The sequence below is a fragment of the Paraburkholderia sp. BR14312 genome, from assembly GCF_040948675.1.
GTDB lineage: Bacteria > Pseudomonadota > Gammaproteobacteria > Burkholderiales > Burkholderiaceae > Paraburkholderia > Paraburkholderia nodosa_A.
This window is the reverse complement of record NZ_JBFPKI010000002.1, coordinates 477,009-503,957: the sequence shown is the minus strand read 5'-3', so window position 1 is coordinate 503,957 and position 26,949 is coordinate 477,009. Positions and strand designations below refer to the sequence as shown.

General features: G+C 68.5%; 25 protein-coding genes. 8 read left to right on the top strand and 17 right to left on the bottom strand.

Going from position 1 to position 26,949, the window contains the following annotated elements; all coding sequences use genetic code 11:
* Positions 1 to 115: 115 nt before the first annotated feature.
* The 5 genes from adk to AB3X98_RS08135 all read right to left on the bottom strand — a co-directional run bounded on the left by adk (position 116) and on the right by AB3X98_RS08135 (position 3,746).
* Positions 116 to 778, bottom strand: a complete 663-nt coding sequence (gene adk / locus AB3X98_RS08155) for an adenylate kinase (protein ID WP_069262791.1) — start codon at positions 776 to 778, stop codon at positions 116 to 118.
* A gap of 300 nt (positions 779 to 1,078) precedes the next feature.
* The gene (kdsB, locus tag AB3X98_RS08150; RefSeq protein WP_368604061.1) at positions 1,079 to 1,882 is read right to left on the bottom strand and encodes a 3-deoxy-manno-octulosonate cytidylyltransferase; all 804 of its coding nucleotides are present in this window, start codon (positions 1,880 to 1,882) and stop codon (positions 1,079 to 1,081) included.
* A gap of 162 nt (positions 1,883 to 2,044) precedes the next feature.
* Positions 2,045 to 2,248, bottom strand: coding sequence for a Trm112 family protein (locus AB3X98_RS08145; RefSeq protein ID WP_042266182.1), 204 nt, complete (start codon positions 2,246 to 2,248; stop codon positions 2,045 to 2,047).
* On the bottom strand, positions 2,229 to 3,308 hold the full coding sequence (gene lpxK, locus AB3X98_RS08140; RefSeq protein ID WP_069262789.1) for a tetraacyldisaccharide 4'-kinase: 1,080 nt from the start codon (positions 3,306 to 3,308) through the stop codon (positions 2,229 to 2,231). Before lpxK ends, AB3X98_RS08145 begins: the two co-directional genes overlap by 20 nt.
* A gap of 195 nt (positions 3,309 to 3,503) precedes the next feature.
* Positions 3,504 to 3,746: a hypothetical protein gene (locus tag AB3X98_RS08135; protein ID WP_368604060.1), complete on the bottom strand. Its 243-nt coding sequence runs from the start codon at positions 3,744 to 3,746 to the stop codon at positions 3,504 to 3,506.
* A gap of 117 nt (positions 3,747 to 3,863) precedes the next feature.
* Between AB3X98_RS08135 and xseA the strand changes: the two genes are divergently transcribed.
* From xseA to sodB, 3 genes are all read left to right on the top strand, one after another.
* Positions 3,864 to 5,240: an exodeoxyribonuclease VII large subunit gene (xseA, locus tag AB3X98_RS08130; protein WP_368604059.1), complete on the top strand. Its 1,377-nt coding sequence runs from the start codon at positions 3,864 to 3,866 to the stop codon at positions 5,238 to 5,240.
* Positions 5,209 to 5,526 (top strand): hypothetical protein, encoded by a 318-nt coding sequence (locus AB3X98_RS08125; protein ID WP_368604058.1) that lies wholly within the window; start codon positions 5,209 to 5,211, stop codon positions 5,524 to 5,526. Before xseA ends, AB3X98_RS08125 begins: the two co-directional genes overlap by 32 nt.
* 100 nt (positions 5,527 to 5,626) lie before the next feature.
* Positions 5,627 to 6,205: a superoxide dismutase [Fe] gene (gene sodB / locus AB3X98_RS08120; protein WP_042266176.1), complete on the top strand. Its 579-nt coding sequence runs from the start codon at positions 5,627 to 5,629 to the stop codon at positions 6,203 to 6,205.
* A 106-nt stretch (positions 6,206 to 6,311) separates the two neighbouring features.
* Here the strand turns inward: sodB and AB3X98_RS08115 are convergent, their stop codons facing one another.
* Complete coding sequence (locus tag AB3X98_RS08115; RefSeq protein WP_069262787.1) at positions 6,312 to 6,887, bottom strand: isochorismatase family protein; 576 nt, start codon at positions 6,885 to 6,887, stop codon at positions 6,312 to 6,314.
* A gap of 63 nt (positions 6,888 to 6,950) precedes the next feature.
* On the opposite strand from AB3X98_RS08115, the gene AB3X98_RS08110 reads away from it, so the two are divergent.
* Entirely contained in the window at positions 6,951 to 7,601 is a 651-nt protein-coding gene (locus AB3X98_RS08110) for a TetR/AcrR family transcriptional regulator (RefSeq protein ID WP_069262786.1), read from the top strand.
* Between the two features lie 25 nt (positions 7,602 to 7,626).
* Here the strand turns inward: AB3X98_RS08110 and clpP are convergent, their stop codons facing one another.
* Positions 7,627 to 8,271 carry an ATP-dependent Clp endopeptidase proteolytic subunit ClpP gene (clpP, locus tag AB3X98_RS08105; RefSeq protein ID WP_321930894.1) on the bottom strand — a complete coding sequence of 215 codons (645 nt, stop codon included), beginning with the start codon at positions 8,269 to 8,271 and terminating at the stop codon, positions 7,627 to 7,629.
* A gap of 174 nt (positions 8,272 to 8,445) precedes the next feature.
* Between clpP and AB3X98_RS08100 the strand changes: the two genes are divergently transcribed.
* On the top strand, positions 8,446 to 9,558 hold the full coding sequence (locus AB3X98_RS08100; RefSeq protein WP_368604057.1) for a sigma-70 family RNA polymerase sigma factor: 1,113 nt from the start codon (positions 8,446 to 8,448) through the stop codon (positions 9,556 to 9,558).
* 24 nt (positions 9,559 to 9,582) lie between these two features.
* On the opposite strand, the gene AB3X98_RS08095 is transcribed toward AB3X98_RS08100, so the two are convergent.
* From AB3X98_RS08095 to AB3X98_RS08085, 3 genes are all read right to left on the bottom strand, one after another.
* On the bottom strand, positions 9,583 to 10,854 hold the full coding sequence (locus AB3X98_RS08095; protein ID WP_368604056.1) for an EAL domain-containing protein: 1,272 nt from the start codon (positions 10,852 to 10,854) through the stop codon (positions 9,583 to 9,585).
* A 279-nt stretch (positions 10,855 to 11,133) separates the two neighbouring features.
* A complete protein-coding gene (gene mdtD, locus AB3X98_RS08090) occupies positions 11,134 to 12,576 on the bottom strand; it encodes a multidrug transporter subunit MdtD (protein WP_069262782.1) in 1,443 nt (480 codons plus the stop codon).
* 130 nt (positions 12,577 to 12,706) lie between these two features.
* Positions 12,707 to 14,158, bottom strand: coding sequence for a PLP-dependent aminotransferase family protein (locus AB3X98_RS08085; protein WP_069262781.1), 1,452 nt, complete (start codon positions 14,156 to 14,158; stop codon positions 12,707 to 12,709).
* A gap of 226 nt (positions 14,159 to 14,384) precedes the next feature.
* Between AB3X98_RS08085 and AB3X98_RS08080 the strand changes: the two genes are divergently transcribed.
* The gene (locus tag AB3X98_RS08080) at positions 14,385 to 14,765 is read left to right on the top strand and encodes a DUF2917 domain-containing protein (RefSeq protein WP_342948487.1); all 381 of its coding nucleotides are present in this window, start codon (positions 14,385 to 14,387) and stop codon (positions 14,763 to 14,765) included.
* 24 nt (positions 14,766 to 14,789) lie between these two features.
* Here the strand turns inward: AB3X98_RS08080 and AB3X98_RS08075 are convergent, their stop codons facing one another.
* Complete coding sequence (locus AB3X98_RS08075; RefSeq protein WP_069262779.1) at positions 14,790 to 16,040, bottom strand: citrate synthase family protein; 1,251 nt, start codon at positions 16,038 to 16,040, stop codon at positions 14,790 to 14,792.
* 144 nt (positions 16,041 to 16,184) lie between these two features.
* On the opposite strand from AB3X98_RS08075, the gene AB3X98_RS08070 reads away from it, so the two are divergent.
* Positions 16,185 to 17,612, top strand: coding sequence for a CoA transferase (locus AB3X98_RS08070; RefSeq protein WP_368604055.1), 1,428 nt, complete (start codon positions 16,185 to 16,187; stop codon positions 17,610 to 17,612).
* A gap of 21 nt (positions 17,613 to 17,633) precedes the next feature.
* On the opposite strand, the gene AB3X98_RS08065 is transcribed toward AB3X98_RS08070, so the two are convergent.
* Positions 17,634 to 18,380: a GntR family transcriptional regulator gene (locus tag AB3X98_RS08065; RefSeq protein ID WP_368604054.1), complete on the bottom strand. Its 747-nt coding sequence runs from the start codon at positions 18,378 to 18,380 to the stop codon at positions 17,634 to 17,636.
* Positions 18,381 to 18,538: 158 nt separating this feature from the next.
* On the opposite strand from AB3X98_RS08065, the gene AB3X98_RS08060 reads away from it, so the two are divergent.
* Positions 18,539 to 19,384, top strand: a complete 846-nt coding sequence (locus tag AB3X98_RS08060; protein ID WP_069262776.1) for an aldo/keto reductase — start codon at positions 18,539 to 18,541, stop codon at positions 19,382 to 19,384.
* Between the two features lie 237 nt (positions 19,385 to 19,621).
* Here the strand turns inward: AB3X98_RS08060 and AB3X98_RS08055 are convergent, their stop codons facing one another.
* The 5 genes from AB3X98_RS08055 to AB3X98_RS08035 form a co-directional block, all read right to left on the bottom strand.
* Positions 19,622 to 20,461 (bottom strand): hypothetical protein, encoded by an 840-nt coding sequence (locus AB3X98_RS08055; protein WP_368604053.1) that lies wholly within the window; start codon positions 20,459 to 20,461, stop codon positions 19,622 to 19,624.
* A gap of 543 nt (positions 20,462 to 21,004) precedes the next feature.
* Positions 21,005 to 23,101 carry a dipeptide ABC transporter ATP-binding protein gene (locus AB3X98_RS08050; protein WP_368610229.1) on the bottom strand — a complete coding sequence of 699 codons (2,097 nt, stop codon included), beginning with the start codon at positions 23,099 to 23,101 and terminating at the stop codon, positions 21,005 to 21,007.
* A complete protein-coding gene (locus AB3X98_RS08045) occupies positions 23,098 to 23,991 on the bottom strand; it encodes an ABC transporter permease (protein ID WP_368604051.1) in 894 nt (297 codons plus the stop codon). The genes AB3X98_RS08050 and AB3X98_RS08045 overlap by 4 nt, the downstream gene beginning before the upstream one ends.
* A complete protein-coding gene (locus AB3X98_RS08040; protein ID WP_342948495.1) occupies positions 23,988 to 25,010 on the bottom strand; it encodes an ABC transporter permease in 1,023 nt (340 codons plus the stop codon). Before AB3X98_RS08040 ends, AB3X98_RS08045 begins: the two co-directional genes overlap by 4 nt.
* Before the next feature lie 32 nt (positions 25,011 to 25,042).
* The gene (locus AB3X98_RS08035; protein WP_368604050.1) at positions 25,043 to 26,719 is read right to left on the bottom strand and encodes an ABC transporter substrate-binding protein; all 1,677 of its coding nucleotides are present in this window, start codon (positions 26,717 to 26,719) and stop codon (positions 25,043 to 25,045) included.
* Positions 26,720 to 26,949 lie beyond the last annotated feature (230 nt).

The window sequence follows — 26,949 nt, the reverse complement described above, 5'->3', positions numbered from 1 at the left end:
GGCGTCGCGTCCCGAATCACCTCGGGAGTGCGGCGCCAGCCGGCCCGCAGGCAAACCAGCAAGTATGCCGAAACCGGCTCCGGGGCGGACTTTGACCCGGCGGACTTTGGCCCGCTTACTTGAGCGCTTCGAACGCGCGCTCGCGAATTTCGTCGACGCTGCCGAGGCCCGAGATGGCGCGATACTGCGGCGCCTGCAGGCCGTTTTCCTCACCGCGCTTCGCCCAGTCGCTGTAGTACGCGATGAGCGGCTTGGTCTGGGCGACGTACACGTCAAGGCGCTTGCGCACCGTTTCTTCCTTGTCGTCGTCGCGCTGGACGAGCGGTTCGCCCGTCACGTCGTCCGTCATGTCCACTTTCGGCGGATTGAACTTGACGTGATACGTGCGGCCCGAAGCCGGGTGCATGCGGCGGCCGCTCATGCGCGTGATGATCTCGTCGAACGGCACGTCGATCTCGAGCACGTAGTCGATCGCGACGCCCGCCTGCTTCATCGCTTCGGCTTGCGGCAGCGTGCGCGGGAAGCCGTCGAACAGGTAGCCGTTCTGGCAGTCGGGCTCCTGAAGGCGCTCCTTCACGAGATTGATGATGAGCTCGTCGGTCACGAGTTCGCCGGCGTCCATGAATCGCTTCGCTTCGAGGCCAAGCGGCGTACCGGCCTTGACTGCCGCGCGCAGCATGTCGCCCGTCGAGATTTGCGGAATGCCGAACTTTTCCTTGATGAAGGTTGCCTGGGTTCCCTTGCCCGCGCCCGGGGCGCCCAACAGGATCAAACGCATGTGAACAATCTCCGATCTGTGTGAATTCTTGCGGCGCGGCGGCTGCCCCGCACGCGCGGTGGGGCGGCATCGTCAGCGTCGTGCGTCTCCTCGCCCGTTCGCTCACGGCCGTCGAGGCAGTGCTGGCGGGGGCGACGGCATGTCCCGCGCGGCTTTCGCCCGGTGTTCATGAGTGGCACTGGACACGGGGCGGCGCTGCAAGACGGTGCCGAAAAGCGGGGAAACCCCGACGCACAAAGGCTTTAGACGGCTCGCGCAAACAATTGATTATGCCATGGGATTTTTGCCCCACGGACGGAATTAAGGCCGGTATAACGCCTGCACACGGGCGAGGTCGGCGGGGGTGTCGACGCCCGGCGCGGGTGCCTCGGTCGTCACGAGCACCGCGATGCGCTCGCCGTGCCACATCGCGCGAAGCTGCTCCAGCGCCTCGACCTGCTCGATCGGCGAATGCGCGAGCAAGGGGTAGCTGCGCAGGAATTTCGCGCGGTACGCGTACAGGCCGATATGGCGATAAACGGTCGCGGGAGCCGGCGGGGCGGGCATTGCGCCGAGATCGAGGCGCGCCGGCGACCAGTGGGGCTGCCAGGCGTCGCGGGCCCAGGGAATGGGCGCGCGCGAGAAGTAGAGTGCAACGCCGCGTGCGTCCAGCACGACCTTCACGACGTTCGGGCTGAAGATTTCGTCGGGCGCCGTGATGGGATGCGCGGCGGTGGCGATCGCGCATTCGGGGTGCGCGGCGAGGTGCGACGCAACGTCGCACACGAGCGCGGGGTCGATCAGCGGCTCGTCGCCCTGCACGTTGACCACGATCGTCTCGTCGCTCCAGCCGTAGTGCTCGGCGACTTCGGCTAAGCGGTCGGTGCCCGACGGGTGGTCGGCGCGCGTGAGCACGGCCTCGAAACCGTGGGCGCGGGCGGCGTCGAGTACGCTCTGGGCGTCCGAGGCGATCAGCACCTGCTGCGCGCCCGAAGCGCGCGCGCGCTCGGCCACGCGCACCACCATGGGCTTGCCGCCGATGTCGGCGAGCGGTTTGTTCGGCAGCCGCGTGGACGCGAGACGCGCCGGGACGACGGCGATGAAGGGTTGCACGGGTGCGGTCATGGCCAGTTCGAGCTAGGACAGGAAAGGGGGATTGGGGAAACCGGTTCGGGAAACCGCCTTGGGAGACGACAGTGCGCCGGGGGGCGGCGCGCGTGACCCGGTTTCGAGCCGGTAAGACGAGATGAGCGGAGTGAGCGGCGCGGGTGCCGCCGCCCGCGCGCCTTACGCGGCGCTCGGCCCGTGCGGATCGACCGGCGTGCCTTCCACGGTTTGACGCGCTTCGTCGACGAGCATGACTGGAATGCCGTCCCGGATCGGGTAGGCGAGCTTGTCGGCGTTGCAGATCAGCTCCTGCGCGGCGCGGTCATAGCTGAGCGGGCCCTTGCAGATCGGGCAGACCAGGATTTCAAGCAGACGAGCGTCCACGAAGTTTCTCCACAACCAGGGTAATGAGGCGATGATCGAGCGCGGCTTCAACGGGGACGACCCAGATGCGCGCGTCGTTCCAGGCCCCCAATTTTACTGCATCCTTTTCGGTGACCAGGATCGCGTCGGCGGTGACGTCGGCGAACGGGTTGGTTGCGTAGGCGTAGTGGTCCGGCAGCGGCAGCGTTTGCGGCGCGAGGCCGGCCGCGCGCAGCGTCGCGAAAAAGCGCTCCGGCGAACCGATGCCGGCCGCCGCCACGAGGCGCAGCGCGCCCGGCGATCCCTGTGTGCCTGCGTCTTGCCCCACTGCGGCCGCGCCGGCGGCAAACTGCGCGAGCGGACGCCGCAGCGCCGGATTGGCGAGATGCCAGGCGTCGGCGGGTTCGAGCTTGAGCGCGAACGTATTGGGCCAGGCCGGCAGCGTGCGCTCGAACGGATTGTTCACCAGCGTGGCGTCGCGCCGGCGCGAGAGCGGCTCACGCAGCGGGCCCGCCGGCAGCAGAAAGCCATTGCCGCCCAGGCGATGGTCGAACACCACGATCTCGACGTCGCGCACCAGGCGGTAGTGCTGCAGGCCGTCGTCGCTCACGATCACGTCGACATCGCCGTGAGCGCCGCACAGCGCCGTGGCCGCGGCCACGCGGTCGGGCGAGACCCAGACGGGCACGCCCGTGCGGCGGGCGATCAACAGGGGTTCGTCGCCGCAAAGGCGCGCGGGCGTATCGGCCGTGACGGGCGTGGGGCGGGCGATTTTCGCGCCATACCCGCGCGAGACCACGCCCGGCGAGAAGCCCGCGGCGCGCAGCGCCTCGACGAGCGCGATCACCGTGGGCGTCTTGCCCGTGCCACCCACGGTCACGTTGCCGACCACCACCACGGGCACGCCCACACGAACGCTCTTGAGCCAGCCCGCCGCGAAGGCGGCGCGGCGCGCACCGCTCACGGCGGCGAACGCGGCGGCGAGCGGCGTGAGCCCCCAGGCGAGTGCGCCGCGGCGTTGCCAGGCGTGCGCAAACTGCGCTTCGAGGCGTTCCTTGAGACTGGAGACGGGGCCGCTCATCGGCAATATGCGCGGTAATTTGCGCGCGAAGCGCCGCACGCGGTATGCGGGAAGCAGACAGGCAGGGCGGGCATCGGGTCGGTTCTCCGGTTCCAGGTGAGCTGAGCGACAAACAGGACGGCAGACGAATGACCTGCGCATGCGAGTGATGCGGCACAGGCGTTCGTGAACCCGGCACTCTAGCGCGGGTAGGCGTTACGCGGCAAGTTGCCGGGCCGCACGCAACTGTCGGTTGCCTGCAAGCCGCGCGAAACGCCCGAAAAATCGACGCCTGTGGATAACTTTGTGGAGAAGCACATCCCGGGAAGGCGCGAAAGCCCATTCCTCGGCCTCTCCATCGGCCTGTAAGGATGTGATATCGATAAAAAACGTATAGAAATCAATGGCGTGAGCGATTTTTTCAGCGTTTGCGGGCCGGCTGCGGTCAGCATGCCGCATGACAGCGCCGATGTGGACACTTCGCGGGGCTTGCGGGCCGGGTCTCATTCGTGCTGGACTATCGCCCCCCGAACGGTCTATCGTCTGTCCGGCCAAGGTTTCTCCACACCCTTACGCATGCTATCCGACCGCTTCTCCGCTTCCTCCGCGCCTTCGGGCGACGTCGTCGTGCCGGTCTCGGCGCTCAACCGGGCGATCGCCTCGATGCTCGAGCGCACGTTCCCGCTTGCATGGATTTCCGGCGAAGTTTCCAACTTTACGCGCGCCGCGAGCGGCCACTGGTACTTCTCGATCAAGGACGCCCAGGCGCAGATTCGCTGCGTGATGTTCCGTGGCCGTGCGCAGTACGCCGAATTCACGCCGCGCGAAGGCGACCGTATCGAAGTGCGCGCGCTCGTCACGATGTACGAGCCGCGCGGCGAGCTCCAGCTAAATGTCGAGGCCGTGCGGCGTACCGGCCAGGGCCGCCTTTATGAAGCCTTCCTGCGGCTGAAGGCGCAGCTCGAAGCTGAAGGGCTCTTCGACCCAGAGCGCAAACGCGCGCTGCCCTCGCATCCGCGCGCCATCGGCGTGATTACGTCGATGCAGGCCGCCGCGCTGCGCGACGTGCTGACCACGCTGTGCCGCCGCGCGCCGCACGTGCCGGTGATCGTCTACCCCGCGCCGGTGCAGGGCGCGGGCTCGGCGGAAAAACTCACGGCGATGCTGGAGACAGCGAACGCGCGCAACGAGGTGGACGTGCTCGTGCTGTGCCGCGGCGGCGGCTCGATCGAGGACCTGTGGTCGTTCAACGACGAGGCGCTTGCCCGCGCGATCGCGGCCAGCGCCATTCCCGTGGTGAGCGGCGTGGGGCACGAAACCGATTTCACGATCGCCGATTTTGCCGCCGACGTGCGCGCGCCGACGCCCACTGGCGCGGCGGAACTCGTCAGTCCGCAGCGCACGCTGCTGCTGCGCGACCTCGACCAGCGCCATGCCACGCTCGCACGCGATTTCGGCCGTCTGCTCGAGCGGCGCGCGCAGCAGCTCGACTGGCTGGCGCGCCGGCTCGTTTCGCCCGTCGAGCGGCTCGCGCAGCAGCGCACGCACCTGCGCCAGCTGACGATACGGCTCGCTTCGGCCGGCTCGCGTGCCAGCGCCGAGGCGCGTGCGCGCCTGAACGTCATGCAGATGCGCTGGCAGCGCGCGCGGCCCGACGCCGCCGCGCAGCGCGCCCAGCTGGAGTCGCTCGGCCGGCGTCTGGACGGCGCCTTCGCGCGCCAGCGCGAGCGCGAAGCAGCGCGCGTTTCGGAGCTCACGGCCCGCCTCGAAGTGCTGAGCCCGCAACGCACGTTCGAGCGCGGCTACGCGGCGCTGCTCGATGCGCAAAGCGGTGCAGCGGTGCGCTCGCCCGCCACGCTCAAGCCCGGCAAGCGGCTCACCGTGCATCTCGCGCAGGGCAGCGCTGACGTCGCGCTCGCCGATGTCCAGCCGCGTCTCGCCGACGGTTTCTGATCTGGGCTCGCAGCCGGCCTGCCGGGCCCGTTGCTTGCTGCTCAGCGAGGCACCGGCGCAATCGCCCGATCGCTTCGCCGCGACGAAATATCGTCGCGGCAAGCGATTGTTGCAGTCTCGTTGCAGGAAGTTTGCACACCGGTTGCGTGAAGATTGCAACGCGATTGCAGCCGTCTCGCCTGCGCGCCAAGCAGGCATGGAAAGCGTTGTTCGAGCGTCGTTGCATCGGCGCAAAACGCATCGCGGTTCATTCGGAAAAGCCCTGCGCAAACGATATCCGGCATAAAGGCCGCTCGTTTGCGGGGTTATTCCAACTCGCCTACAATCGAGTGCTCCATGCCGGTTATCACGCAGAACTCCCCATAACACGACGAAGGAACCGCATCATGTCATTTACGCTCCCGCCGCTGCCGTTCGCGAAGAACGCCCTCGCTCCGCACATGTCGGAAGAGACGCTCGAGTTCCACTACGGCAAGCACCACCAGGCTTACGTCACGAATCTGAACAACCTGATTCCGGGCACCGAGTTCGAAAAGCTCTCGCTCGAAGAGATCGTCAAGAAGTCGTCGGGTGGCGTGTTCAACAACTCGGCGCAGATCTGGAATCACACGTTCTTCTGGAACAGCCTCTCGCCGCAAGGCGGCGGCGCACCGTCGGGCGCGCTCGGCGACGCGATCAACGCCAAGTGGGGCTCTTACGACGCGTTCAAGGAAGCCTTCACGAAGGCTGCCGTGGGCAACTTCGGTTCGGGCTGGACGTGGCTCGTGAAGAAGGCTGACGGCTCGCTCGACATCGTGTCGACCAGCAACGCCGCCACCCCGCTCACGACCGACGCCAAGGCGCTCCTCACGATCGACGTGTGGGAACACGCTTACTACATCGACTACCGCAACGCGCGTCCGAAGTTCGTCGAAGCGTTCTGGAACATCGTGAACTGGAACTTCGCAGCACAGAACTTCGCGTAATACGAAGCCCTGCTGAATGCGCCGCACTGGCTGCGGCACATGCAAAAGCCCTCGATGCGAGTCGAGGGCTTTTTTGTTTTGTGCGAAGCGTTTTATACAAACGAAATTACGCAAACGCGGCGATGGTTTCCTGCGTCGAGCGCACGTGGCCCATGTGGCGGAACAGTTTCTCGAACGAAAAGTGATGCATCTCTTCGTTCAGACCCGAGGTGGCATCTTCGACGAACACGAGCTTGAAGCCGAGATCGAACGCCGCGCGCGCGGTGGATTCGACGCCGAAGTTCGTGGCGATGCCGCCGATGACGATGGTGTCGATGCCGCGGCGGCGCAGTTGCTGCTCGAGGTTCGTGCCGTAGAACGCGCCCCACTGGCGCTTGGCGACGATCACGTCCTCGGGTTGCGCGCCGATCTCGGGCACGAGTTCCGAGGCTTCGGCCGGTGCGGGCGGCGTGTCGGGCGTGCGGCCGGGCGCGTCGGCGGGCAACGCGAGCAGTTCGTTCAGGAGCACGTGCACCCAGACGACGGTGCCGCCCTTGGCGCGCAGTGCGTCGGCGAGCGGTTTGGCGTTGGCGACGACCTGCGCGCCGCTATAGGGCGCGATCTGGCGGCCTACGATGCCGTGCTGAAGGTCGATCATCACGAGCGCCGTGGTGCGCGCATTCAGTGAAAGTGCTTGCGTCATGGTTCACCTATATGTGAGGATGGCTTCACATAATCATACACGAATGTGAAGGAGGCTTCAGATATGGCGGCAGACCCGCTTGCGCGCAAAGAGGCGCAAAAGGAAGAGGCACGCGCCAACGCCCGGCGCGTGCCGCGTCAGGAACGCGCGGCGCGCACGGTCGACGCGCTGCTCGAAGCCGCAGGCGAAGCCTTCGCCGAGCGCGGCTTCGAAGCGGCGACGATGACGCAGATCGCGCAGCAGGCGGGCGTTTCGGTGGGCGCGGCGTATCAGTACTTTCCGAACAAGGAGGCACTGGCCCTCGCGCTGCGCAAGCGCTATGGCGACGAAATGGACGCGCGCTGGAGCGCGCTCATCGCCGCGCACGACGATGCAGGCAAGCTGCCGCTCGCGCAACTCGTCGAGCGGCTGTTCGACTTGATGGTCGATCTGATGCACGACTATCCCGCGTATTTGCCGCTGCTATCCGTGCCGCTCGGCTTCAAGCGCGATGCGGCCGTGCGCAATCTGCTGCGCCAGCGTTTCACGGCGCTCTTCCTGCGTTATCAGCCGGCGCTTGCGTCGGACGAGGCCTATCGCGTGGCCGAAGTCATGCTGCAGGTCATCAAGAGCCTCAACCCACTATACGCCGCGGCGAAGCCGAAGGAGCGCAAGCTGCTGGTCGCCGAGTACAAGGGCGTGCTGGCGGCGTGGCTCGCCGTGCGGCTCGCGTGAGCCCGCGAGCCGCGGACACAGCGCTTTAGCGCAGCAACGGGTCGTCGCGCGACTCGAGCACGCGGTCGATCAGGCCGTACTCGGCGGCCGCGTGGGCCGACATGAAGTTGTCGCGGTCGCTGTCGTGCGCGATCTGCTCGATGCCGCGTCCGGTACGCGCGGCGAGTATCGCGTTCAGGCGCTCGCGCAGGTACAGGATCTCGCGCGCCTGCAGCTCGACATCGGCGGCGGTGCCCTGGCCGCCTCCCGAAGGTTGATGGATCATGATGCGTGCGTTCGGTAGTGCGAAGCGTTTTCCCTTTGCACCCGCGGCGAGCAAAAACGACCCCATGCTGGCGGCGAAACCCGTGCACAGCGTCGAGACATCGGGCTTGATGAATTGCATCGTGTCGTAAATGGCGAGTCCGTCGTAGACCGAACCGCCCGGCGAGTTGATATAGAAGCTGATGTCCTTGTCCGCGTTTTCCGCTTCGAGAAAGAGCAGTTGCGCGACCACGAGGCTCGCGCTTTGTTCGGTCACCGGCCCGACGAGGAACACGATGCGCTCGCGCAGGAGGCGCGAGTAGATGTCGTAGGCGCGTTCGCCGCGCCCCGAGGTTTCGATCACGGTCGGGACGAGATTGAGCGCGCTCGGCGGCAATGCTGCATGATTCAGTGCAAAGGATGGCATGACGGGCCTCGTGTTTTTTCCGTAGGCGGCGCGATTGCGCCACTGCTGCCATGACGCCCGCCGCGGGTCGCCCGTGACGAAAATATTTTTGCGTGAGGCTGTCACGCCGGCCGCGTGCCGGACGTCATGAGGGAAAGGGCGGCAGCGAGCACGCATGGCGAAGGAGCGAAGCGAATGACGCAGGCGATCGACACATTCGAAGGAACGAGTCCGGAAGGCACCGGGTGTAATGAGGCAGCGACCCCAGTGAGCGACGAAGCCGATCCGGCACCGGCAGCGTGGACCGACGCGCGCCGCGCCGCCGCCTTCGGCGAGGCGCGCGCTCGGCTCATTGCGCTGGCCGCACGCGTGCTGGGCAGCCGTGCGGAGGCCGAGGACGTCGTGCAGGACGCGTGGTTCCGCTGGCGCGACGCGGACGCACAAGCCCTGCGCGTCCCGCAGGCGTGGCTCGCCACGGTCACCGTGCGCCTTGCGATCGACCGGCTGCGGCGTTTGCGTCGCGAGCAAGCGGGCGAGCACGAGGCCGCGTGGCTCGACGACGCGGCGCCTTCTGCGGAAGAGGCGGGCTTGCGCGCGCGGCGCTTCTCGGACGCGCTGCTGCTGCTGCTCGAAAGGCTGGGACCGCTCGAGCAGGCGGTGTTCGTGCTGCGCGAGGCCTTCGACTGCGACTATGCGCAGATCGGCGCGCTCACCGGCTGCACGAACGAGCATTGCCGGCAGATCGTGCGGCGTGCCCGTGTTCGGCTCGCTCGCGAGGCCGTGCCGCAAGCGGCGCCAGCAGACAAAGTGCGGCACGCGCGCACGGTCGAGCGCTTGCGTGACGTACTGCAAGCACAGGATCGCGTGGGATTGATGGATTTGCTGGGGGTGACGGCAAACGCGCTGGTCGTGGCGAGCGCGGCCGAAGAGTCTCGCAGCGAGGTCCCGCAAGAAGCGCCCGTTGCGCGCGTTCTGCGCGCCGAAGCGCTTGCGCTGGACGGCGAGCCGGGCGTGGCGCTCGTCGCGCAGGACGGCGCGCTCGCCGCCTGGCTGCATGTGCGCGACGACCGCGACGGGCTGCCCGAGCCGGTCGTTTGTGTCGCGGCAACGGAAGGGGGAAGCGCGGGGCCGGCCAACCGGCTTCAGGCCGCCGACCGCGCTTTCGGCGGCGAGGCGGTGCGCAAGATGCTGGCCCGGCTCGCCTCGAGCGACGGCGCGGCGTGCGTGTCCACGCTTACCGTCACCGCTCGCGCGTCCACCACACACGGCTGCGCGACGCTGCTCACCGAGCCGCTCGTCCTCGCGTAAGCCAGGCCTCGGCCTGAATGGGCGCTAGCCGCGCAACGCGGCGTCCCAGTTGATATCGACGCACAGTACCTGCACGCCGTGCTCCGTTTGCAAGGCGACCGAGGCCGTGACGCACAGGTGCGCCTCGTTGATCGACAGATAGGGCGGCGTGAACTGCACGCGGCCTGGCGCCTTCCTTGCGCCGATGAAGTAAGGCCGCCGTTCCCAGCTTGCGCCTTCAGAATGCAGCAGCGGCCGGAAGCGCTTGGCGCGCTGCGACGTGCGGCCGTCGGGCAGCACGTTGTCGCCGATCTGGCGGCCCGACGCGTCGAGCAGGAAGCAGCGCGCCGTGTCGTCGAGGCCGAGCAGCGGCAGCGTGGCGTCGCTCATGGTCGCGCCCTCGGCAAGCTGCTTTGCCGCCGCTTCGATGGCGCTCACGTACGGCGCGAGACGCGCCGACTGCGAACGCTCGCGCGCGGCCACGCGCTCGCGCAGGCGCGCCGAAAGATCGTCCATGAGCTGCGCGGCCTTGGCCGGCGGCACCGGCTCGACGTCGGGCCGCGCGAAATACGCGCCCTGCACGAAGTCGGCGTTGCTTTCCAGCGCGATCAGCGCGTCGCGCTCGGTCGAAAGGCCGCCCACGAGCACGAGCTGACCCGACTCGTGCAGCATCGAGACGAGCCCCGGCAGCACGCGCTCGATATGCGCGTGGCGGCTCGCCTGGGCGAGCAGGCTGCGGTCGAGCGTGACGATGTCGGGCCGCACCTGCCACACGCGGTCGATGTTCGAATGCTTCGCGCCGAAGCCATCCAGCGCGATCACGAAGCCCGCCTTGCGCAATCCGTCGATGATCTCCGCGAAGCGCGAATTCTCGCCCCCTGCCTGTTCCGACACTTCCAGCACCACGCGTTGCGGCTGCAGGCCGAGCGCCTTGAGGCCGGCGAGCAGGGCGTCGCCGTAGCTCGTGTCCATGAGCGCGGCCGGGTGCAGGCTCAGAAAGAGCCATTCGTCATGCGAATCGAACGCGTTGAAGTTGCCCAGATGCAGCGATTCCGCGAGACGCCCCAGTTCGAGCAGGTCGCCGCGGCGCGCCGCCTGCGTGAACACCTCCTGCGACGGCGCCTGCTGGCCTTGCTCGTCGTGCGCGCGCAGCGACGCGTGATAGCCGATCGCGCGCCGGTGCGCGACCGAAAACACCGGCTGGAACACGCTGAAGACGGTGTAGCCGCCGTATAGCACGGTGCGGCGGGCGCCTTCTTCGCCGGCGATGGGGCGAGACTGGAAACCGGGGGGATCGATGTCGATCATGCTGGTCATTTCGTTTCGATGGCGCTCGGGACGGACGTGACGGGCGGGACGCGTGAGCGTCAAGTTTACAGGATAGAACAGCAAAAAGTATGCGAGTGCCGGGTCCAGCGGCCGTTCACCCGTGCAATGGCGCACGTGCTATTTCGGGATGGTGTGCGGGATGGTGCGTGAATTCGGCGCGAAACCAGGCGACGCACAGCCACGAGGCGCGCCGCACCTTTGCGGTGCGCGCGCCGGCGGTGAGGATGCGACCGCAACGACCCCGGGCCCGGCTTGTCAGGCGCGCTGTCAGGTCCGCTCGGACGGATCGGTCTTCTTCGCGGTGCGGCGCAGGTCCGACGAGAGCTGCGCGAAGATCCACGACGAGCCCGCCGTGATGATGCCCACGCAAATGAAGGTGGCGTGGAACGCCGGAATCACGTTCTCGCCCGTCTTGTGACCCATGATGCCCGTGAAGGTGGTGAGCAGCGCGCCCGCGACGGTCACGCCAAGGCTCATCGAGAGCATTTGCACGAGCGAGAAAAGGCTGTTGCCGCTGCTCGCGCCGCCCGTGCCGAGGTCCTTGAGCGTGAGCGTGTTCATCGCCGTGAACTGCATCGAGTTCACGGCGCCGAAGATCGCCAGTTGCGCGATGCGCATCCATAGCGGCTCGTGGGGCGTGGAAAGCGCGAAGCTCGCCATCATGAGGCCCACGAGCACCGTGTTCGAGACCAGCACGCTGCGGTAGCCGTAGCGCATGATGAGATACGTCACGAGGCGCTTGGAGAACATGCCCGCGGCGGCCGTGGGCAGCATCATGAGGCCGGCCTCGAACGCCGTGTAGCCGAGCGCCACCTGAAGCAGCAGCGGAATCAGATACGGCATCGCGCCGCTGCCGATGCGCGCGAACAGGTTGCCGAGCAGCCCCACGCTGAAGGTATGGATCTTGAAAAGGTCGAGCGAAAAGATCGGCTGTGGCGTGCGCACCGCGTGCAGCCCGTAGGCCACGAACGCGGCGAGCGAAAGGATGAAGAGCACGAGCACGGTGGCGTGCTGGATGCCGAATTCGCTGCGCCCGTCGAGCGCGAACGAGATCGCGAGCATGCCGATCACGAGCAGCAGGTAGCCCGGCAGGTCGAAGCGCGGCGTGTCGGGGTTGCGGCTGTCGGGCATGAAGATGAAGGTGGCGATGCAGCCCACCACGCCCACCGGCACGTTGATGAGAAAGATCCAGTGCCACGAGGCGATCTGCACGAGCCAGCCGCCGAGCGTCGGGCCGATGAGCGGGCCGATCAGCCCCGGAATCGCCACGAACGAGAGTGCGGGCAGATAGCGTTCCGCGGGAAACGTGCGCAGCACGGCAAGACGGCCGACCGGCAGCAGCATCGCGCCGCCCACACCCTGTGCGACGCGCGAGGCCACGAGCTGGTTCAGTGTATGGGCGCTCGCGCACAGGAGCGAGCCGACCGTGAACACGAAGATCGCGCCGAGGAACACGCGCCGCGTGCCGAGCTTGTCCGCGAGCCAGCCCGATACGGGAATCATCACCGCCATCGTGAGCGAATACGCGATCACGACTGATTGCATGCGCAACGGTAGTTCGCCGAGGCTCCTCGCCATCGCCGGCAACGCCGTGTTGACGATGGTCGAATCGAGGGTCTGCATGAAGAAGCCGGTGGCGACGAGCCACAGCATCACGGACAGCGAGCGGGGCGACGCAGTGGTGCTGGACGCAGCGGTGGATTCGGACATGGGCGAGGAGAGGGGCGCGCAGGCAAGCGCCATTGTAGGGAAAACGGCGCGCGCACGCAGACGGCCGGGCCGGCTGCCGCAAATGTGGCGTAAGCGGCCGAGGCGCCGGGGCGTGCGGCGCCTCGCGCGTTTATCCGTCGAGGCGCGCCGCCGCCGCGAAGAAAGCCTGGGCGCGCGGGTCGAGCGTGAGCGCCACGTTGATGCGAATCCACGGGCTCGCCTCGCCTTGCGGGCGGAAGTGGCTGCCCGGCGAGACCGCCACGCCGAGCGGCTCGCCGCAGGCAGCGAGTCGGGTGGAATCCTCCACGTGCGGCACGCGCGCCCAGACGAACTTGCCGCCCGTTTGCGCATAGCCGCGCGCCGCGCTCGCCGCGGCGGTCGACGCCGCCGCGCTGCCGAACAGCTCCCACCCATGCGCTTCGAGCGTGCGCGTGGCCGATCCTTGCGCCTCGGCGATGCGCCGGCGCAGTCGTTCGAGGTATTTGCGATACGCGCCGCGCTCGAGCAGCGTGGCGGCCACGGCCTGCGAGAAGCGCGAGCCGCTGATGCTGGTGAGCGCCTTGATGGCCGCGAGATCGCGCACGATCGCCGGGTTGGCGACCACGTAGCCCACGCGCAGCGCCGAGGAGAGCGTCTTCGAAAGTCCGCCCACGTACACGACGTGCTCGAACTGGTCCAGCGCCGCGAGCCGGTCGGTGGGATCGGCCTGAAAGTCGGCGTAGATGTCGTCCTCGACGATCGTGAAGCGGTGCTCGCGCGCAAGCTGCAGCAGGCGGAACGCGACAGGCGGCGAGATCGTCGAGCCGGTCGGGTTGTGGAACACCGTGTTGACGAAGAACGCGCGCGGATGGTGCTCGGCGAGCATCGCGTGCAAATGGTCGAGGTCGGGTCCGCTCGCCGTGCGGCGGATGCCCACGAGGCGCACCCCGTGCAGTTTCAGCAGACCGTACAGGTTGTAGTAGCCTGGGTCCTCGACGAATACCGTGTCGCCGGGCTTGAGCATGTAGCGCATGAGCAGGTCGAGGCCTTCGCTCGCGCCTTCGGTAATGAGGATCTGCTGCGTCTCGGCGACGATGCCAAGCGGCGCGAGCCGGTTGCGCAGATGCTCGCGCAGCGTGGCGTCGCCCGTTGGCGTGCCGTAGTCGACGAGGCTCGCGGGGTCGCTGCGCGACACATGGCGGATCGCCTGGCCGAGCGCGTCGATGTCGCGCCACGCCTGCGGGATCGAGCCGCTGTCGAGCTGCAGCAGCTCGCCCTCGCGTTCGAGCTGGCTGAGCAGGTGACCCGATTCGTCGGCGGCGTTCGAGAGGTCGCAGGTGCCCATGCCGGAGAGTCCCGAGCGCGCGTGCTCGCTCACGTAAAAACCCGAGCCGTGGCGCGAGTCGAGATAGCCGAGCGAGACGAGCCGGTCATAGGCCTCGATCACGGGAAAGCGGCTGATGGCGTAATCGGCGGCGAACTGGCGGATCGACGGCAGGCGCGAGCCCGGGTGCGCCGCGCGCGAGCGGATCCACGTCTGCACGCCGGTGACGATCTGGTCGGTGAGCGGCACATCGCTCGCGCGGTCGAGTTCGAGTTTCATCTGGGTCTCGCTGGGTAGGCCGCTTGAGGCTGCGGTTTGAAACGGCAGTGACTGTTCGGTTTTTTGACTGCACAGTTCCAGATGAACTGTTCGGAACTGTACATGGGATCGTGCGTCGCTGATCGCAATAATGCTCCTACCGGGAAGGCGCTTCAAGTCCTTGTCAGCCAGCCTTCCCACGGCCATCCGAGGGTGACTCGGCGGCCAGTCTGCAAGGAGCACGGCAATGCGCGAAATCCGAATCTTCGAACTGGAACATGGCGAGCCCGTCGAAACCTGGCGGCTCGGCGAGGCAATTCAATTGCATGTGAGCGAGGGCGAACTGTGGCTCACGATCGCGGGCGACGCCGGCGACTACTGGCTGCGCGCCGGCGAGTCGATCGGACTGGCCGCGGGCGTGCGCGTGCACGTGAGCGCGGGCCGCGAAGGGGCGCGTTTCGTGCTCGCGCTGGGCGGCGCAAGCGCCGCTGCGCCGGCGTGGACGGTGGCGCCGGTCGACATGGAACGCGTGCGCGCGGCGGGTGCGAGCGGTGTCGCGGCGCGCATCGGAGAGGCGTTGCGCGGCTGGGTGCAGCGCGGGCAGTGGGGCGTCCGGGCGGCGGGTTGAGCCGGGTTGGCGTCGTTGCTCGTCCTACGCGATGTGCCGGGCGGCAGGCGTCGTATCGCCTGCCATTTCCCCCACGTAGCGCGCGCGCGGACGGATCAGCCTGCCGTCGGCGGTCTGTTCGAGCGCATGCGCGATCCAGCCCGTCACGCGGCCCGCGGCGAACAGCGTGAACGCCGCGCCGCGCGGCAGCCCCAGCACGCGCTCGATGGCCGCGAGCGCGTAGTCGAGCGTCGGCCGCGCGCCGCTCGTCTCGGCCACGGCCTGGGCGAGCGCGTCGACTTCGTCCATCGGCGAGCGCGCCGGCGCGCGTTGGGCGAGCAGGTCCAGCAGGAGGCGCGCGCGCGGGTCGCCATCGGGATAGAGCGGATGGCCGAAGCCGGACAGCGGCACGGCTGCGCCGAGTTCGTCGGGCGCGAGACGGTCGGCAAGATAGCGATGCAGGTCGTCGGCGCGCGCGGCTTCGTCGAACAGCGCAGCCACGCGCGTGGTTTCGCCGCCGTGGCGCGGCCCGGCCAGCGCGGCCAGGCCGCCCGTTGCCGCGCCGAACAGATGCGTGCCGGTGGAGGTGATGCAGCGCACCGTGAACGTCGAGGCGTTCAGTTCGTGGTCCGCGCACAGCACGAGCGCTGCGCGCAGCAAGTCGGTTTGCGCGCGCGAGCGCACGCCCCACGCCTCGCCTAGCTGGCGGTGCAGCGGTTCGTTCGACGGCGCGGTGGAAACGAGCGCCGCCGCGAGCAGGCGCATGAGCATCGCAGCGGTGTCGATTTGCGCGTCGCGGCCTTGCGCCCAGATGCGCGGCATCTGCGCGGCGGCGGCGGGCAACAGCACGAGCGCGCGTTCGAGCGGTGTGTGCCCGCTCCAGATCTTCAGCCATGCGGACCATTGCGCGGCCGCGATGGGCGCCTCGGGCGCCTGCAGCACGCGGCGCGGCGCGCATTGCCACAGCAGCGCCGCGACCTCTTCGAGCGAGGCCTGACGCGCGAGCGCGATGGCGTCCTCGCCACGATAAAAGAGCTTGCCGTCGGCGATCAACGTGATCGACGATTCGAGCACGGGCACGCCCCAGTCGAGCACCTTCTGCGCGACCTTGCCCGCGCGCTTGCCATCGGCCTTGCGGCGCGCGAGGCGGCGCACCTCGGCGGCGTCGTAGCGGTTGTGGCGGCCATGGGGCGAGGGTGCCGAGGCGATGAGTCCGCGGCTCACATAGGCGTAGAGCGTGGCCCGGCTGATGCCGAGTTCGATAGCGGCTTGTTCCGCGGTCATATAGCTGGACATGGTGGCTCGCCTCCTGGAACCGGAGAAATCAATCTATGTTGATCATCATAATCAAGATTGATCCGGGATTCGAGCGGCGCGACGATGCGTGACATCACTACGGCCCGTTTTCTCCACGCTTGCCTAGCAAAAGGACTGCACGCCATGACGCCACGCGACGCGCTCGATCACCTCTGGATGCTGGCGGGCTGCGACCCGTCCGCGCTCGACTGGCTCGACATCGAAGGCGCCGATCCGGGCTTGCCGTCGATTTTTCGCGTGGGCACGCTCGCGGCGGCGAGCATCGGCGCGGCGGGGCTCGCGGCCGCGCAACTGCACGCGCTGCGCACGGGCCGGATGCAGCGCGTCGCGATCGACGTGCGCCGCGCGCTCGCCGCGTTTCGCAGCGAGCGCTATTTGAGTGTGGACGGCAAGCCGCCCACGGAGCTGCGTCATCCGGTGACGGGCCATTTCCCGACCGGCGACGGCCGCTGGATCCAGCTGCACGCGAACTTCCCGCATCACCTCGCGGGCATCCTGCGCGTGCTCCAATGCGCGGACGACCGCGACGCCGTCGCGCGCGCGATTCTTGGCTGGGAAGGTGCGGCGCTCGACGAAGCGCTCGCGCAAGCGGGCCTGTGCGCCGCGCTCGTGCGCGAACCGCGCGAATGGGCCGCGCACGAGCAGGCGAAGGCGGTGGCGAGCCTGCCGCTGTTCGAAATCGAGCGCATCGGCGACGCGCCCGCCGAGGCGCCGCGAGCGGGTGGCGGCGCGCGTCCGCTGGAAGGCGTACGCGTGCTCGACCTCACGCGCATCATCGCGGGGCCGGTGGCGGGGCGCACGCTCGGACAGCATGGCGCGGACGTGCTGCTCATCAACGGCCCGCATCTGCCGAACATCGCGCCGCTCGTAATCGACAACGGCCGCAGCAAGCGCTCGGCCACGCTCGACCTGCGTGACGCAGCCGCGTGCGAGCAGTTACGCGCACTCGCGCGCGACGCCGATGTGTTCATGCAAGGGTACCGGCCAGGCGCGCTCGCCGCGCACGGCTTTGCGCCCGAAGCGCTCGCGCAGGTGCGGCCCGGCATCGTGTGCGTGTCGATCGGCGCGTATGGGCATCGCGGGCCGTGGCGCGAGCGGCGCGGCTTCGACAGCCTCGTGCAGTCGGCGAGCGGCATCGTGTGGGCCGAGAGCGTCGCCCCGGCAAAACACGGCAACGGCGCAGCCGGCGCGCAGCCATTCACCACGGCCCGCCCGTTGCCGTGCCAGGCGCTCGATCACGCCACGGGCTATCTCGCCGCGTTCGGCGCGATGGTGGCGCTCGCGCGGCGCGTGCGCGAAGGCGGCAGCTGGCACGTGCGCCTTTCGCTCGCGCAAACGGGCCGCTGGCTGCAGACGATGGGCACGCTCGAAGACGGCCAGCAGGCACCCGAGGTGGGCGCCGCCGATCTCGCCGATTGCCTGGAGGAAATGGACTCGCCGTTCGGGCGCGTGCGCGCGGTGGCGCCCGCCGAGCGGCTCGAACTCACGCCTGCGTTTCATGCGCGGCCGCCGGTGCCGATCGGCAGCGATGCGCCGGTCTGGAACGACTAGATGCTGTCGCGTTTTCGCGCGCTACTTGCGCAGTTCCGCGACGAAATCGTAATAATCGTTGCGGCAGTAGGTATCGGTGAGTTCGATGGCGCGCTGATCGGCCGTATAGCCCACGCGCGTGATGAGCAGCAGCGCCTCGTTGGGCGCGATGCTCATCTGCCGCGCGATTTCGTCGCTCGCGTTCACGGCGCGAAAGTGTTGCAGCGCGCGCACGATCGAAAGCCCGCGCTGTTCGAGAAAGCTATAGAGCGAATCGCCGATCGCGTTCGGGTCGGGAATCAGCGCGGCGGGAAAGGTGGAGTTTTCGACGGCCATGACGATGCCGTCGGCCAGACGCAGGCGCTTCAGGCGCGTGACGGCCGCCGCCGGCGAGAGCCCGAGCTGGATCACTTCATCGCGGCTCGCGGGCTGGATTTCGCGCGAGAGCCAGCGCGAGCTCGGCGTGAAGCCGCGCTGGCGCAGCATCTCGCTGAAGCTCGTGAGGCGCGAGAGCGGGTCTTCGATGCGCGGCGTGATGAAGCTGCCCGCGCCTTGCGTGCGGCGAATCAGGCCCTGCTCGACGAGCAGCGCGATCGCCTTGCGCGCCGTGATGCGCGAAACGCCGAGCGACTCCGCGAGTACGCGTTCCGAGGGCAGGGCTTCGCCCGCGTTCCAGCGATTGTCGTGGATCGCGAGGCTCAGCTTGCGCGCGAGCTGCAGATAGAGCGGCGTGTCGTTGTCCGGGTCCGGGCGCAGGTCGCGCCAGCGGTCTTCCGTGGGTGCGTTCATGGGAGGCAGGCATGAAAGGCGAACGGCAATTTTATGTCATCGATGCGCAATCGCGGAAATGAACGGCTTGCGAGAGTGCGTATGACCGCATTGCGCGCGAGGCGATACACTGGCCGTTCTTTGCCAGTGGGCGCCGTTGCGGCGCGCAAAGGGAGATCATGACGACCGATATTGCAAGCGTCGCATTGCCGGACGGCGAACGCATTCCGAAGCTGGGGCAGGGCACGTGGGAAATGGGCGAGCGCAGCGCGCATCGCGCGGCGGAAATCGCCGCGCTGCGCGAAGGCGTGGCGCTCGGCATGACGCTCATCGACACCGCCGAGATGTACGGCGACGGCGCGACCGAGCGCCTCGTAGGCGAGGCCTTGCAGGGCCTGCGCGACGAGGTGTTTCTGGTGAGCAAGGTGTATCCGCACAACGCGAGCCGCAGCGGCGTCGCGCGCGCGTGCGAGGCGAGCCTGAAACGTCTCGGCACCGACCGGCTCGATCTCTATCTGCTGCACTGGCGCGGCGGGGTGCCGCTCGAAGAGACGGTCGAAGGGTTCGAAGCGCTCGTGCGCGCGGGCAAGATCCGTCACTGGGGCGTGAGCAACTTCGACACCGACGACATGGATGAGCTGTTCGCTACGCCCGGCGGCGACGCGTGCGCGACCAACCAGATTCTCTACAACATCGCAAGGCGCGGCGCGGAATTCGACCTGCTGCCGTGGAGCGCCGCGCATCGCATGCCGGTGATGGCGTATAGCCCCGTCGATCACGCGCGCTTGCCGAGGCGCTCGCCGCTCGACGACATCGCTCACGCACACGGGGTGTCGGTCTATCGCGTGGCGATGGCGTGGGTGCTGGGTCAAAGCGGGGTCTGTGCGATTCCGAAGGCGGGGCGCGTCGAGCACGTGCGCGACAACCGCGCGGCGCTCGATCTCGTGCTCGGCGAGCAAGAGCACGCGGCGCTCGACGCGTATTTCAAGCCGCCGCGCAGCAAGCGTCCGCTCGAGATGCTGTAGGGCGCGAATGGGGTAGGCGTTTGCATGCGCGGTCATACCAGGCATCGGCGTATGGCGAGCAGACAGCCGGTGTGGCCGCCTGGGAACGCCACGCGCATCGCGCATCCGGCGACCGGCCCACGGCGGCGGTGCCCGGCCGGGGGACCGGGACGCCGCCGCCGACGCCAGGACTGGCGCGCCTGGCCGTCGCGCCAGATCGGAGTGGCTGCGGCGGTCTGCCTGCACCGCCGTACAGGTTCAATGACCGCTGCCATGGCCGCCACCGTGTCCGCCGCCGTACCCGCCGCCCGGGCCGCCCGACGGTCCACCTTTGCCGAATCCACCTCCGAAGCCACCGCCGAATCCGCCGAAACCCCCGCCAAAGCCGCCGCCGAATCCGCCTGCTGGGCCGCCCGAAGGGCCGCTAGCCGATCCGCCGTGGCTGCCGCAGCCACAGCCGCCTGAACTGCCGCCGCTGTTGCTACCGCCGCTGCTTCCGCCACCGTTGTTGGCACCGCCGCTGTTGCTGCCACCGCTGTTACTGCCACCGCTGTTGCTACCGCCGTTGCTTCCACCGCCGCCTTTCCCACTGCCGCCTTTCCCGCCGCCGGAGTTGCTGGAACCGCCTCCCGAACCGCTCGGTCCCGTCCCTCCGACGCTAGAGCTGCCGCTGCGGCCAAGCCCTCCCGTACTGGCCGTCGCGGCGCCCGCACCGCCGCCGCTGCCGCTCGATGAACCCGGGCCGCCACGGCCGCCGCCGTTGCCCCGGAAACATGCGCTGCCCGTCCGGCTAATGCAATCGTTCGGCGCGAATACCGTGGAAACGTCGCTCGCCAGCGCAGCCGAATCGGACTCCGAATCAGTTTTCGACGAAATGCTGGCAGCAGGCGAATCGGCAGCAACCGGTGCGCCGAAAGCCCCGAAGCCCTCGGCCCCGCTCGCCGGCAAAGGTGCGTCGGCGAGCAGGATCACGGGATTGATGGCATCGCCTGCAGCGTGCGCAGAGATCACGGCAAATAAAACCCCCGCGCCCACCGCGCACATGCCAGCTCCCCGGCTTATCCAATCGCAGTACTGATGAATGTTGATCTTTTTCATCTTGTTCTCCCCGCAAGGCGGCAGCGTGATGCGCTGTCGTCTCCCATGCCCCCGTGCAGGCCGCACGCCTCGTGCGCGTGCGCCGACTCCGTCAGGCTCGCAACCCGCTTCGCGCCGGCGTATTGGGTTCGATCCGGCTGGAGCGGTACTCGCCAAACAAAAGGCACCCGGTCAGGCCGTGCGCAGGATGACCGGTTTGCGCAGGACTGCTTGTGGATTGTCGGGACCCATTGGCGTGGGACGGCAGATTACAAGCGCGTCGAGCGACCGGTCATTCGTCCGCCCGGTGCGACGCCCCGCGCGTGTCGGGGCGGATTGCACTGGATTGCAGCGGCCGGATGCCTGGTGGCGATATAGCCAGTTTTGTGCCATCGGCCGGGGAGAGGCGTGTGGGGTGGACTTGACAATTGATGTGTCGCCCGCGTGGCGGAAAAAACGCGGAAAACGTTACGGCGATGAAACGCGCGCGCTGAATGGCGCGAATCGCGTTGCGAAAGCGGACAGCGCAACGAAGCCGGATGCGATATGCGCACTATCGCGCCGTCAGGTCGCCGCTTGTGTGGCCGCGGTGGCGCTCTGTTGCGCGCGCAATTCGTCTACGGGAATGTGGCAGAGAATGCGATGGCCGCCGCCCGCGTCGGCGAGCGGTGGAGGCGCTTCGTCGCAAATGGCGCCGAGCTTGCGCGGGCAGTGCGCGCTGAAAATGCAGCCGCGCCCCGCGGCGTTCGCGCCGTTGGCCGTTGCCGCACCGAGCGCGCGCGCAGCCAGCAGCGTTTCTGTATACGGATGCCACGGGCCGTCGAAGACTGCGCCGGCCGGGCCGCTTTCCACGACACGGCCCGCATAGAGCACGACGATGCGATCGGCGAGATAGCGCACGACATCCAGGTCGTGCGAAATGAACAGGTAGCTCACGCCGCGTTCGCGCTGCAGGCGTGCGAGCAGGTTGAGAATCGCGGCCTGCACGGAGACGTCGAGCGCCGAGGTGGGCTCGTCGCAGATCACGATGCGCGGCTCGCCCGCGAACGCCTGGGCAATCGCCACACGCTGCTTGAGCCCGCCCGAGAGTTGCCGCGCGCGTGCCACGAGATAGCGTGCCGGTACGCGTACGGCCTCGAGCAGTCCCGCGATGCGCGATTCGTCTGAGGCCTGGTGAACTGCCGGCGTGTCGTCGCGCGGCCGGGACAGCGCGCGCTCGATCAGCCGTTTCACGGGCAGCGCGCGATTGAGCGAGGCGTCCGGATGCTGGAACACGACGCGCAGCGCCGCGCGCTCGTCGGCGCGACGCCGCGCGACGTGGGCGTGCAGGCGCTTGCCGTCGAGTTCGACGGCGCCGCCCGCGTCGGGCGCATGCAGGCCGAGCAGCATGCGCGCGAGCGTCGTCTTGCCGCTGCCCGATTCGCCCACGACGCCGAGCGTCTCGCCCGCATGCAGCTCGATCGATACGCCGTCGAGTGCGCGCACGGCTTGCGCGCCGTGTCCGAAGGTGCGCGAGACGTCGAGCGCGCGCAATACGACGCGCGGTTCGTCTTCGCCATTCGACGGACCACCGCTCGAAGTCTGCGAACCGTCGCCGCCTCCGATCAGATTCCCGAACGGCAAGTCGATCGCGCGTTCGTGATAGTGGCAGCGCGACATCTGCTCGCCGTGCGGCGAGGCCATGCGATGCGGCGGCGGCGCTTCCACGCGGCAACGCGCGTCGGCGAGGCGACAGCGCGGTGCGTAGATGCAGCCGGGCGCACTTACGCCAGGCGCCGGCAACTCGCCCGGTATCGTGTCGAGCGCGCCCGCATGCTTGTTGCGGCCCTGCGCCGGCAGGCAGCGCAGCAGGCCGACCGTGTACGGATGCCGCGCGCGCTCGAACACGTCGCGCGTGGCGCCTTCCTCGACGAGCCGCCCCGCGTAGAGCACGCCCACGCGTTCGCACATGCGCCCGATCACCGCGAGGTCGTGGCTGATGAGCAGCACCGCCATGCCCAGTTCCGCACGCAGCTTCGCGATGAGGTCGAGCACCTCGGCCTCGACGGTGGCGTCGAGGCCCGTGGTCGGTTCGTCGAGAATCAGGAGCGTGGGGTTCGACGCGAGCGCCATCGCGATCACCACGCGCTGCTGCATGCCGCCCGAGAGCTGATGCGGATAGCTCGCCAGCACGCGGCCCGGATCGGCAATGCGCACACGTTCGAGCATCGCGTGCGAGCGCGAGCGGGCCACGCTCGCGTCGGCGCCCGCGGCTTCGAACGCTTCGTTCAGCTGGCGGGCAATCGTGAGCGTGGGATTGAGTGCGCTGGCGGGGTCCTGATAGACCATCGAAACGGCGTTGGCGCGCAGCGCGCGCAGGCCGTCGGCGTCGAGCGCGAGCACGTCGTCGCCCGCGATCGCGATGCGCCCGGCCTTCACGCGGCCGTTGCGCGGGAGATAGCGCAGCGCGGCGAGCGCGACCGTCGACTTGCCACAGCCCGATTCGCCGACGAGCCCATACGCTTCGCCGCGCCGGATGCGCAGCGAGACGTCGGTGAGCACGTCGCGGTCGCGCCCGCGCACGCGGTAAGCGACGGTGAGGCCGACGAGCGCGAGCGCGTCGTCGTCGCGCGGCGCACTGAAGGTGGCGAGAGCGGGGCGTGAAGAAGCGGGGCGGTTCACGATTGGAGCACCTCGCGCAGGCTGTCGGCGATCAGGTTCACGGCCACCACGAGCGAGGCGATGGCGAGCGCGTCGAACGCCACGGTCCACCATGCGCCGCCCGCGAGCAGCGTGTACGACTCGGCGAGCGCGAGCCCCCAGTCGGCGGACGGCGGCTGGATGCCGAAGCCGAGGAACGAGAGCGTCGCCACCGCGAAGATCGCATAGCCGAGGCGTACCGTCGCCTCGACGACGATGGGCGGCCAGACGTTGGGCAGAATCTCCGTGAACATCACGGCGAACGCGCTCGCGCCGCGCAGGCGAGCCGCCGCCACGTAGTCGAGATGGCGCTCGGCGAGCACCGCCGCGCGCACCGTGCGCGCGATGAGCGGTGCAAACGTGATGCCGATGACGAGCACCACGGCGAGATTCGAGGCGCCCACGGCCGCGAGCACGAGCAGCGCGACGATCACGAGCGGCAGCGCGAGCACGGCGTCGAGCGTGCGCGCGACGAGCGTGCCGACTGCGCCTTCGAAATAGCCCGTGATCAGCCCGAGCGCCGCGCCCGCGAGCGTGCCGACGAGCGTGGCGAGCGGCGCGATCGTGAGGATGTCGCGCGCGCCCACGATCACGCGCGAGCAGATCTCGCGGCCGAGCTGGTCGGTGCCGCACCAGTGCGTATGGTCCGGCGGCAGGAGCGAGCTGAGCGGATCGGACGCGTAGGCGTCGTGCGGCGCGAACCACTGGCCCGCGAGTGCGCAGACGATCCACCATAAGAGGATCAGCGCACCCGCGACGAACGAGGGCGAGCGCAGCAGCAGATGCAGCGTGTCGCGCAGACGCGTGTCGGCGAGCGCTTCTTCGCCCGGTTCGCCGCCCGGGAGAATTGCTTCGGATGCCGTATCGTTCATGTGCCTCCCGGCGCGCGCAGGCGCGGGTCGAGCAATGCGTGCAGGGCGTCGGCGGCGAGATTGGCGAGTGTATAGACCGCGCCCACCGCAAGCACGCCCGCTTCGAGCAACGGGAAGTCCTTGGCCTTCGCGGCGTTGAAGATGAGGGAGCCTACGCCAGGATAGCGGAACAGCGATTCGACCACGACGAGCCCGCCAATCAGATAGCCGAGCTGCGTGGCCGCCACCGTCACGCTGGGCAGCAGCGCATTGCGCAGCACGTGCCGCACGATCACGACGTGGCTCGGCAGCCCCTTGAGAATCGCGGTGCGCGTGTAGTCGGCATCGAGCGCCGTGATCGTGCCCGCACGCGCGATGCGTGCGAGATAGCCGAAGAACACGAGCACGAGCGGCAGCACGGGCAGCACGAGGTGCCGCAATTGTTCGAGCGCGCCCGCGCCGCTGGGCGCGGTGGCCTCGATAGGCAGCCAGCGCAGCCACACGCCGAAGATGAGGATCAGCACGATCGACGAGACGAATTCCGGCACTGCGCTCGCGCACAGGCCGCCCGTGCTGATCGCGCGGTCGATCAGGCGGCCTTCGTGGAGCGCCGCCCATACGCCGCCCGCAATGCCGAGCGGCACCACCACGACGAATGCGAGCAGGCCGAGCCTGGCCGACTGCAGGAGCGCGTCCCCCACGAACGGCGCGACGGGCTGCTTGTAGCTCCACGACATGCCGAAGTCGCCGCGCAGCGCATGCGTGATCCACGAAACGTACTGGTCGAGCACCGGCCGGTCCGCGCCCAGTTCGTGATTGAGGGCGGCCACGGCGCGCGCGTCGGCGAGCGGGCCCAGCACGGCGCGGCCGATATCGCCGGGCAGCAGCTGGCCGCCCGCGAACACGAGTACCGAGAGCAGCCAGAGCGTGAAGATCGCCCAGGCGGCGCGCCGGCCGAGAAAGCGCCCGACGCCCGCGCGTGGGGCGAATGCGCGCGCGGTGCGGGCCGGATTCGATATGGGCGGGAGCGGAGTAGCCATCGGACCTCCGTTTCGGGTGCGCTTGGGCCGGTTCAGGCGGCGAGCGTCGCGCGGTCGAAATAGAGCTGGGCGAGCGCCGTGAAGCGCACACCCGAAAGCACGGCGCGCTGTGCGATCAACTGGTCGTAGAAGTACGGGATGATCACGGGCGTCTCGTCGAGCAGCAGCGTCTGAATCTGCCTCGCCACCTGCTTCTGGGCCGCTACGTCGAGCGTCGCCGCGAACTGCGCGACCAGCTTGTCGTACTGCGCATTGCGAAAGTGCGCAGCATTCCACGTGCCGCCCGAGGTGAGTGGCGCGTTGAGAAACACGTTCGGCACGCCGCGGTGCCCATAGTCGGTAATGCCGAGCGGCGAGTCGAGCCAGTCCGATTTGCCGAACGTGCCCGCGCCGTAGTACTGCGACTGGCTTTCCACCTTGAGCGCGATGCGGATGCCGACCGCCTTCGCCGCGTTCTGCACGACCACGGCGAGGTCCGGTATCTCCATGTACTTCTCGGTGGTGAGCGTCACGTCGAAGCCGTTGGGCACGCCCGCCTGCGCGAGCAACTGGCGTGCCTTCGCGACGTCGATCTTGCGCTGGGGCACGTCGGTCGCCGTGGACGGGAAGATGGGCGCGAACGGGCTGTCGTTGCCCACCACGGCGCGGCCCTTGAACAGCCCGCGCACGAGCACGTCGCGATCGAGCGCAAGCGCGAGCGCCTGGCGTACGCGCTTGTCACTGAACGTGGGCGAGTCGTTGCGCATGTGGATCTGGCGATGCGCGCTCGAGCGCACGCCGATCACCTTGAAGTCGGGATTGTTCAGGATGCCGATGCCGCCCTGCACGGTGAAGGTGCCCATCACGTCGGCCTGGTGGCCTTGCAGCGCGAGCAACTGCGCCTGCTCGTCGGCGTAGAAGGCGAACTCCACGCGCGCGGGCAGCGCCTTGTCGCCCCAATAGTCGGGATTGCGCACGAAGCTCACGCCGCGCCGCGCTTCGAATTTGTCGAGCTTGAACGGCCCGGTGCCGATAAAGCTCTTTTCGTAATTGCCCGCATAGTTGGCGGGCAGCATCACGGCGTTGTAGTTGTCCGAAGAAACGTAGTAGGCGAAGTTGCCGTTGGGCGCGTCGAGGTGGAACTCGACCGTGTGATCGTCGACGGCCTTCGTGCCGCCTTTCGAAAGCACGCCCTTGAGCACCGAGAGCGCCGCCGAGCCGCTTGCGGGGTCGGCGAGGCGATCGAAGGTCGCCACCACGTCCTTCGCGCCGAACGGCTGGCCGTCGTGGAATTTCACGTTGGGGCGCAGCTTGAACGTCCAGACGTCTGCTTTGGCGTTGGCTTGCCAGGAGAGCGCGAGGGCGGGTTGCAGATGGCCTTGCGCGTCGTCGTTGGCGAGGAATTCGCCGGTCTGGTTCAGGAGACACAGCGCGCCCGCATCGGTCACGGTGAGCGGATCGACCGCGCCCGCGGGCATCAGGTGCGCAACGCGGATGGTCTGCTCGCCGGGCTTTGCCGCGCCCTGGGCATGCGCGCCGCGCGGCACGGCGAAGCCCGCAAACGCGGGCAGTGCCGTGAGGCCTACTGCGCTGGCATAGCGCAGCAGCTCGCGGCGCGTGAGGCGGCCGGCAGCGAATTCGTCGAGTGCGTGGTTGCCGTGATCGCCGGCCTGGGGGCGCAGCGCTTCGAGGCTGGGGAGGAGCGGACGGCGGGACTGCGGTCGTTTCATCGGTGCGGGATTCCGTGCGTTTTCCGTTCAGGGGGCGCGCGAGGCCCGGGGGCGTGCGCGACGGCGGGATGCGGTACGGCAGACGACGAATGGGTGCAGCAAGGTGAAACGATTGACGGGGCTATCGGGCGCACCAGGCGCGCAATAGCAGGGCCTAGTTTACGCGCTTTCGGCAAACGAGGCGAAGGGTAGGGTTTCGCGGGGTTGCGCGCGCGTGGCGCGCCGTGCAG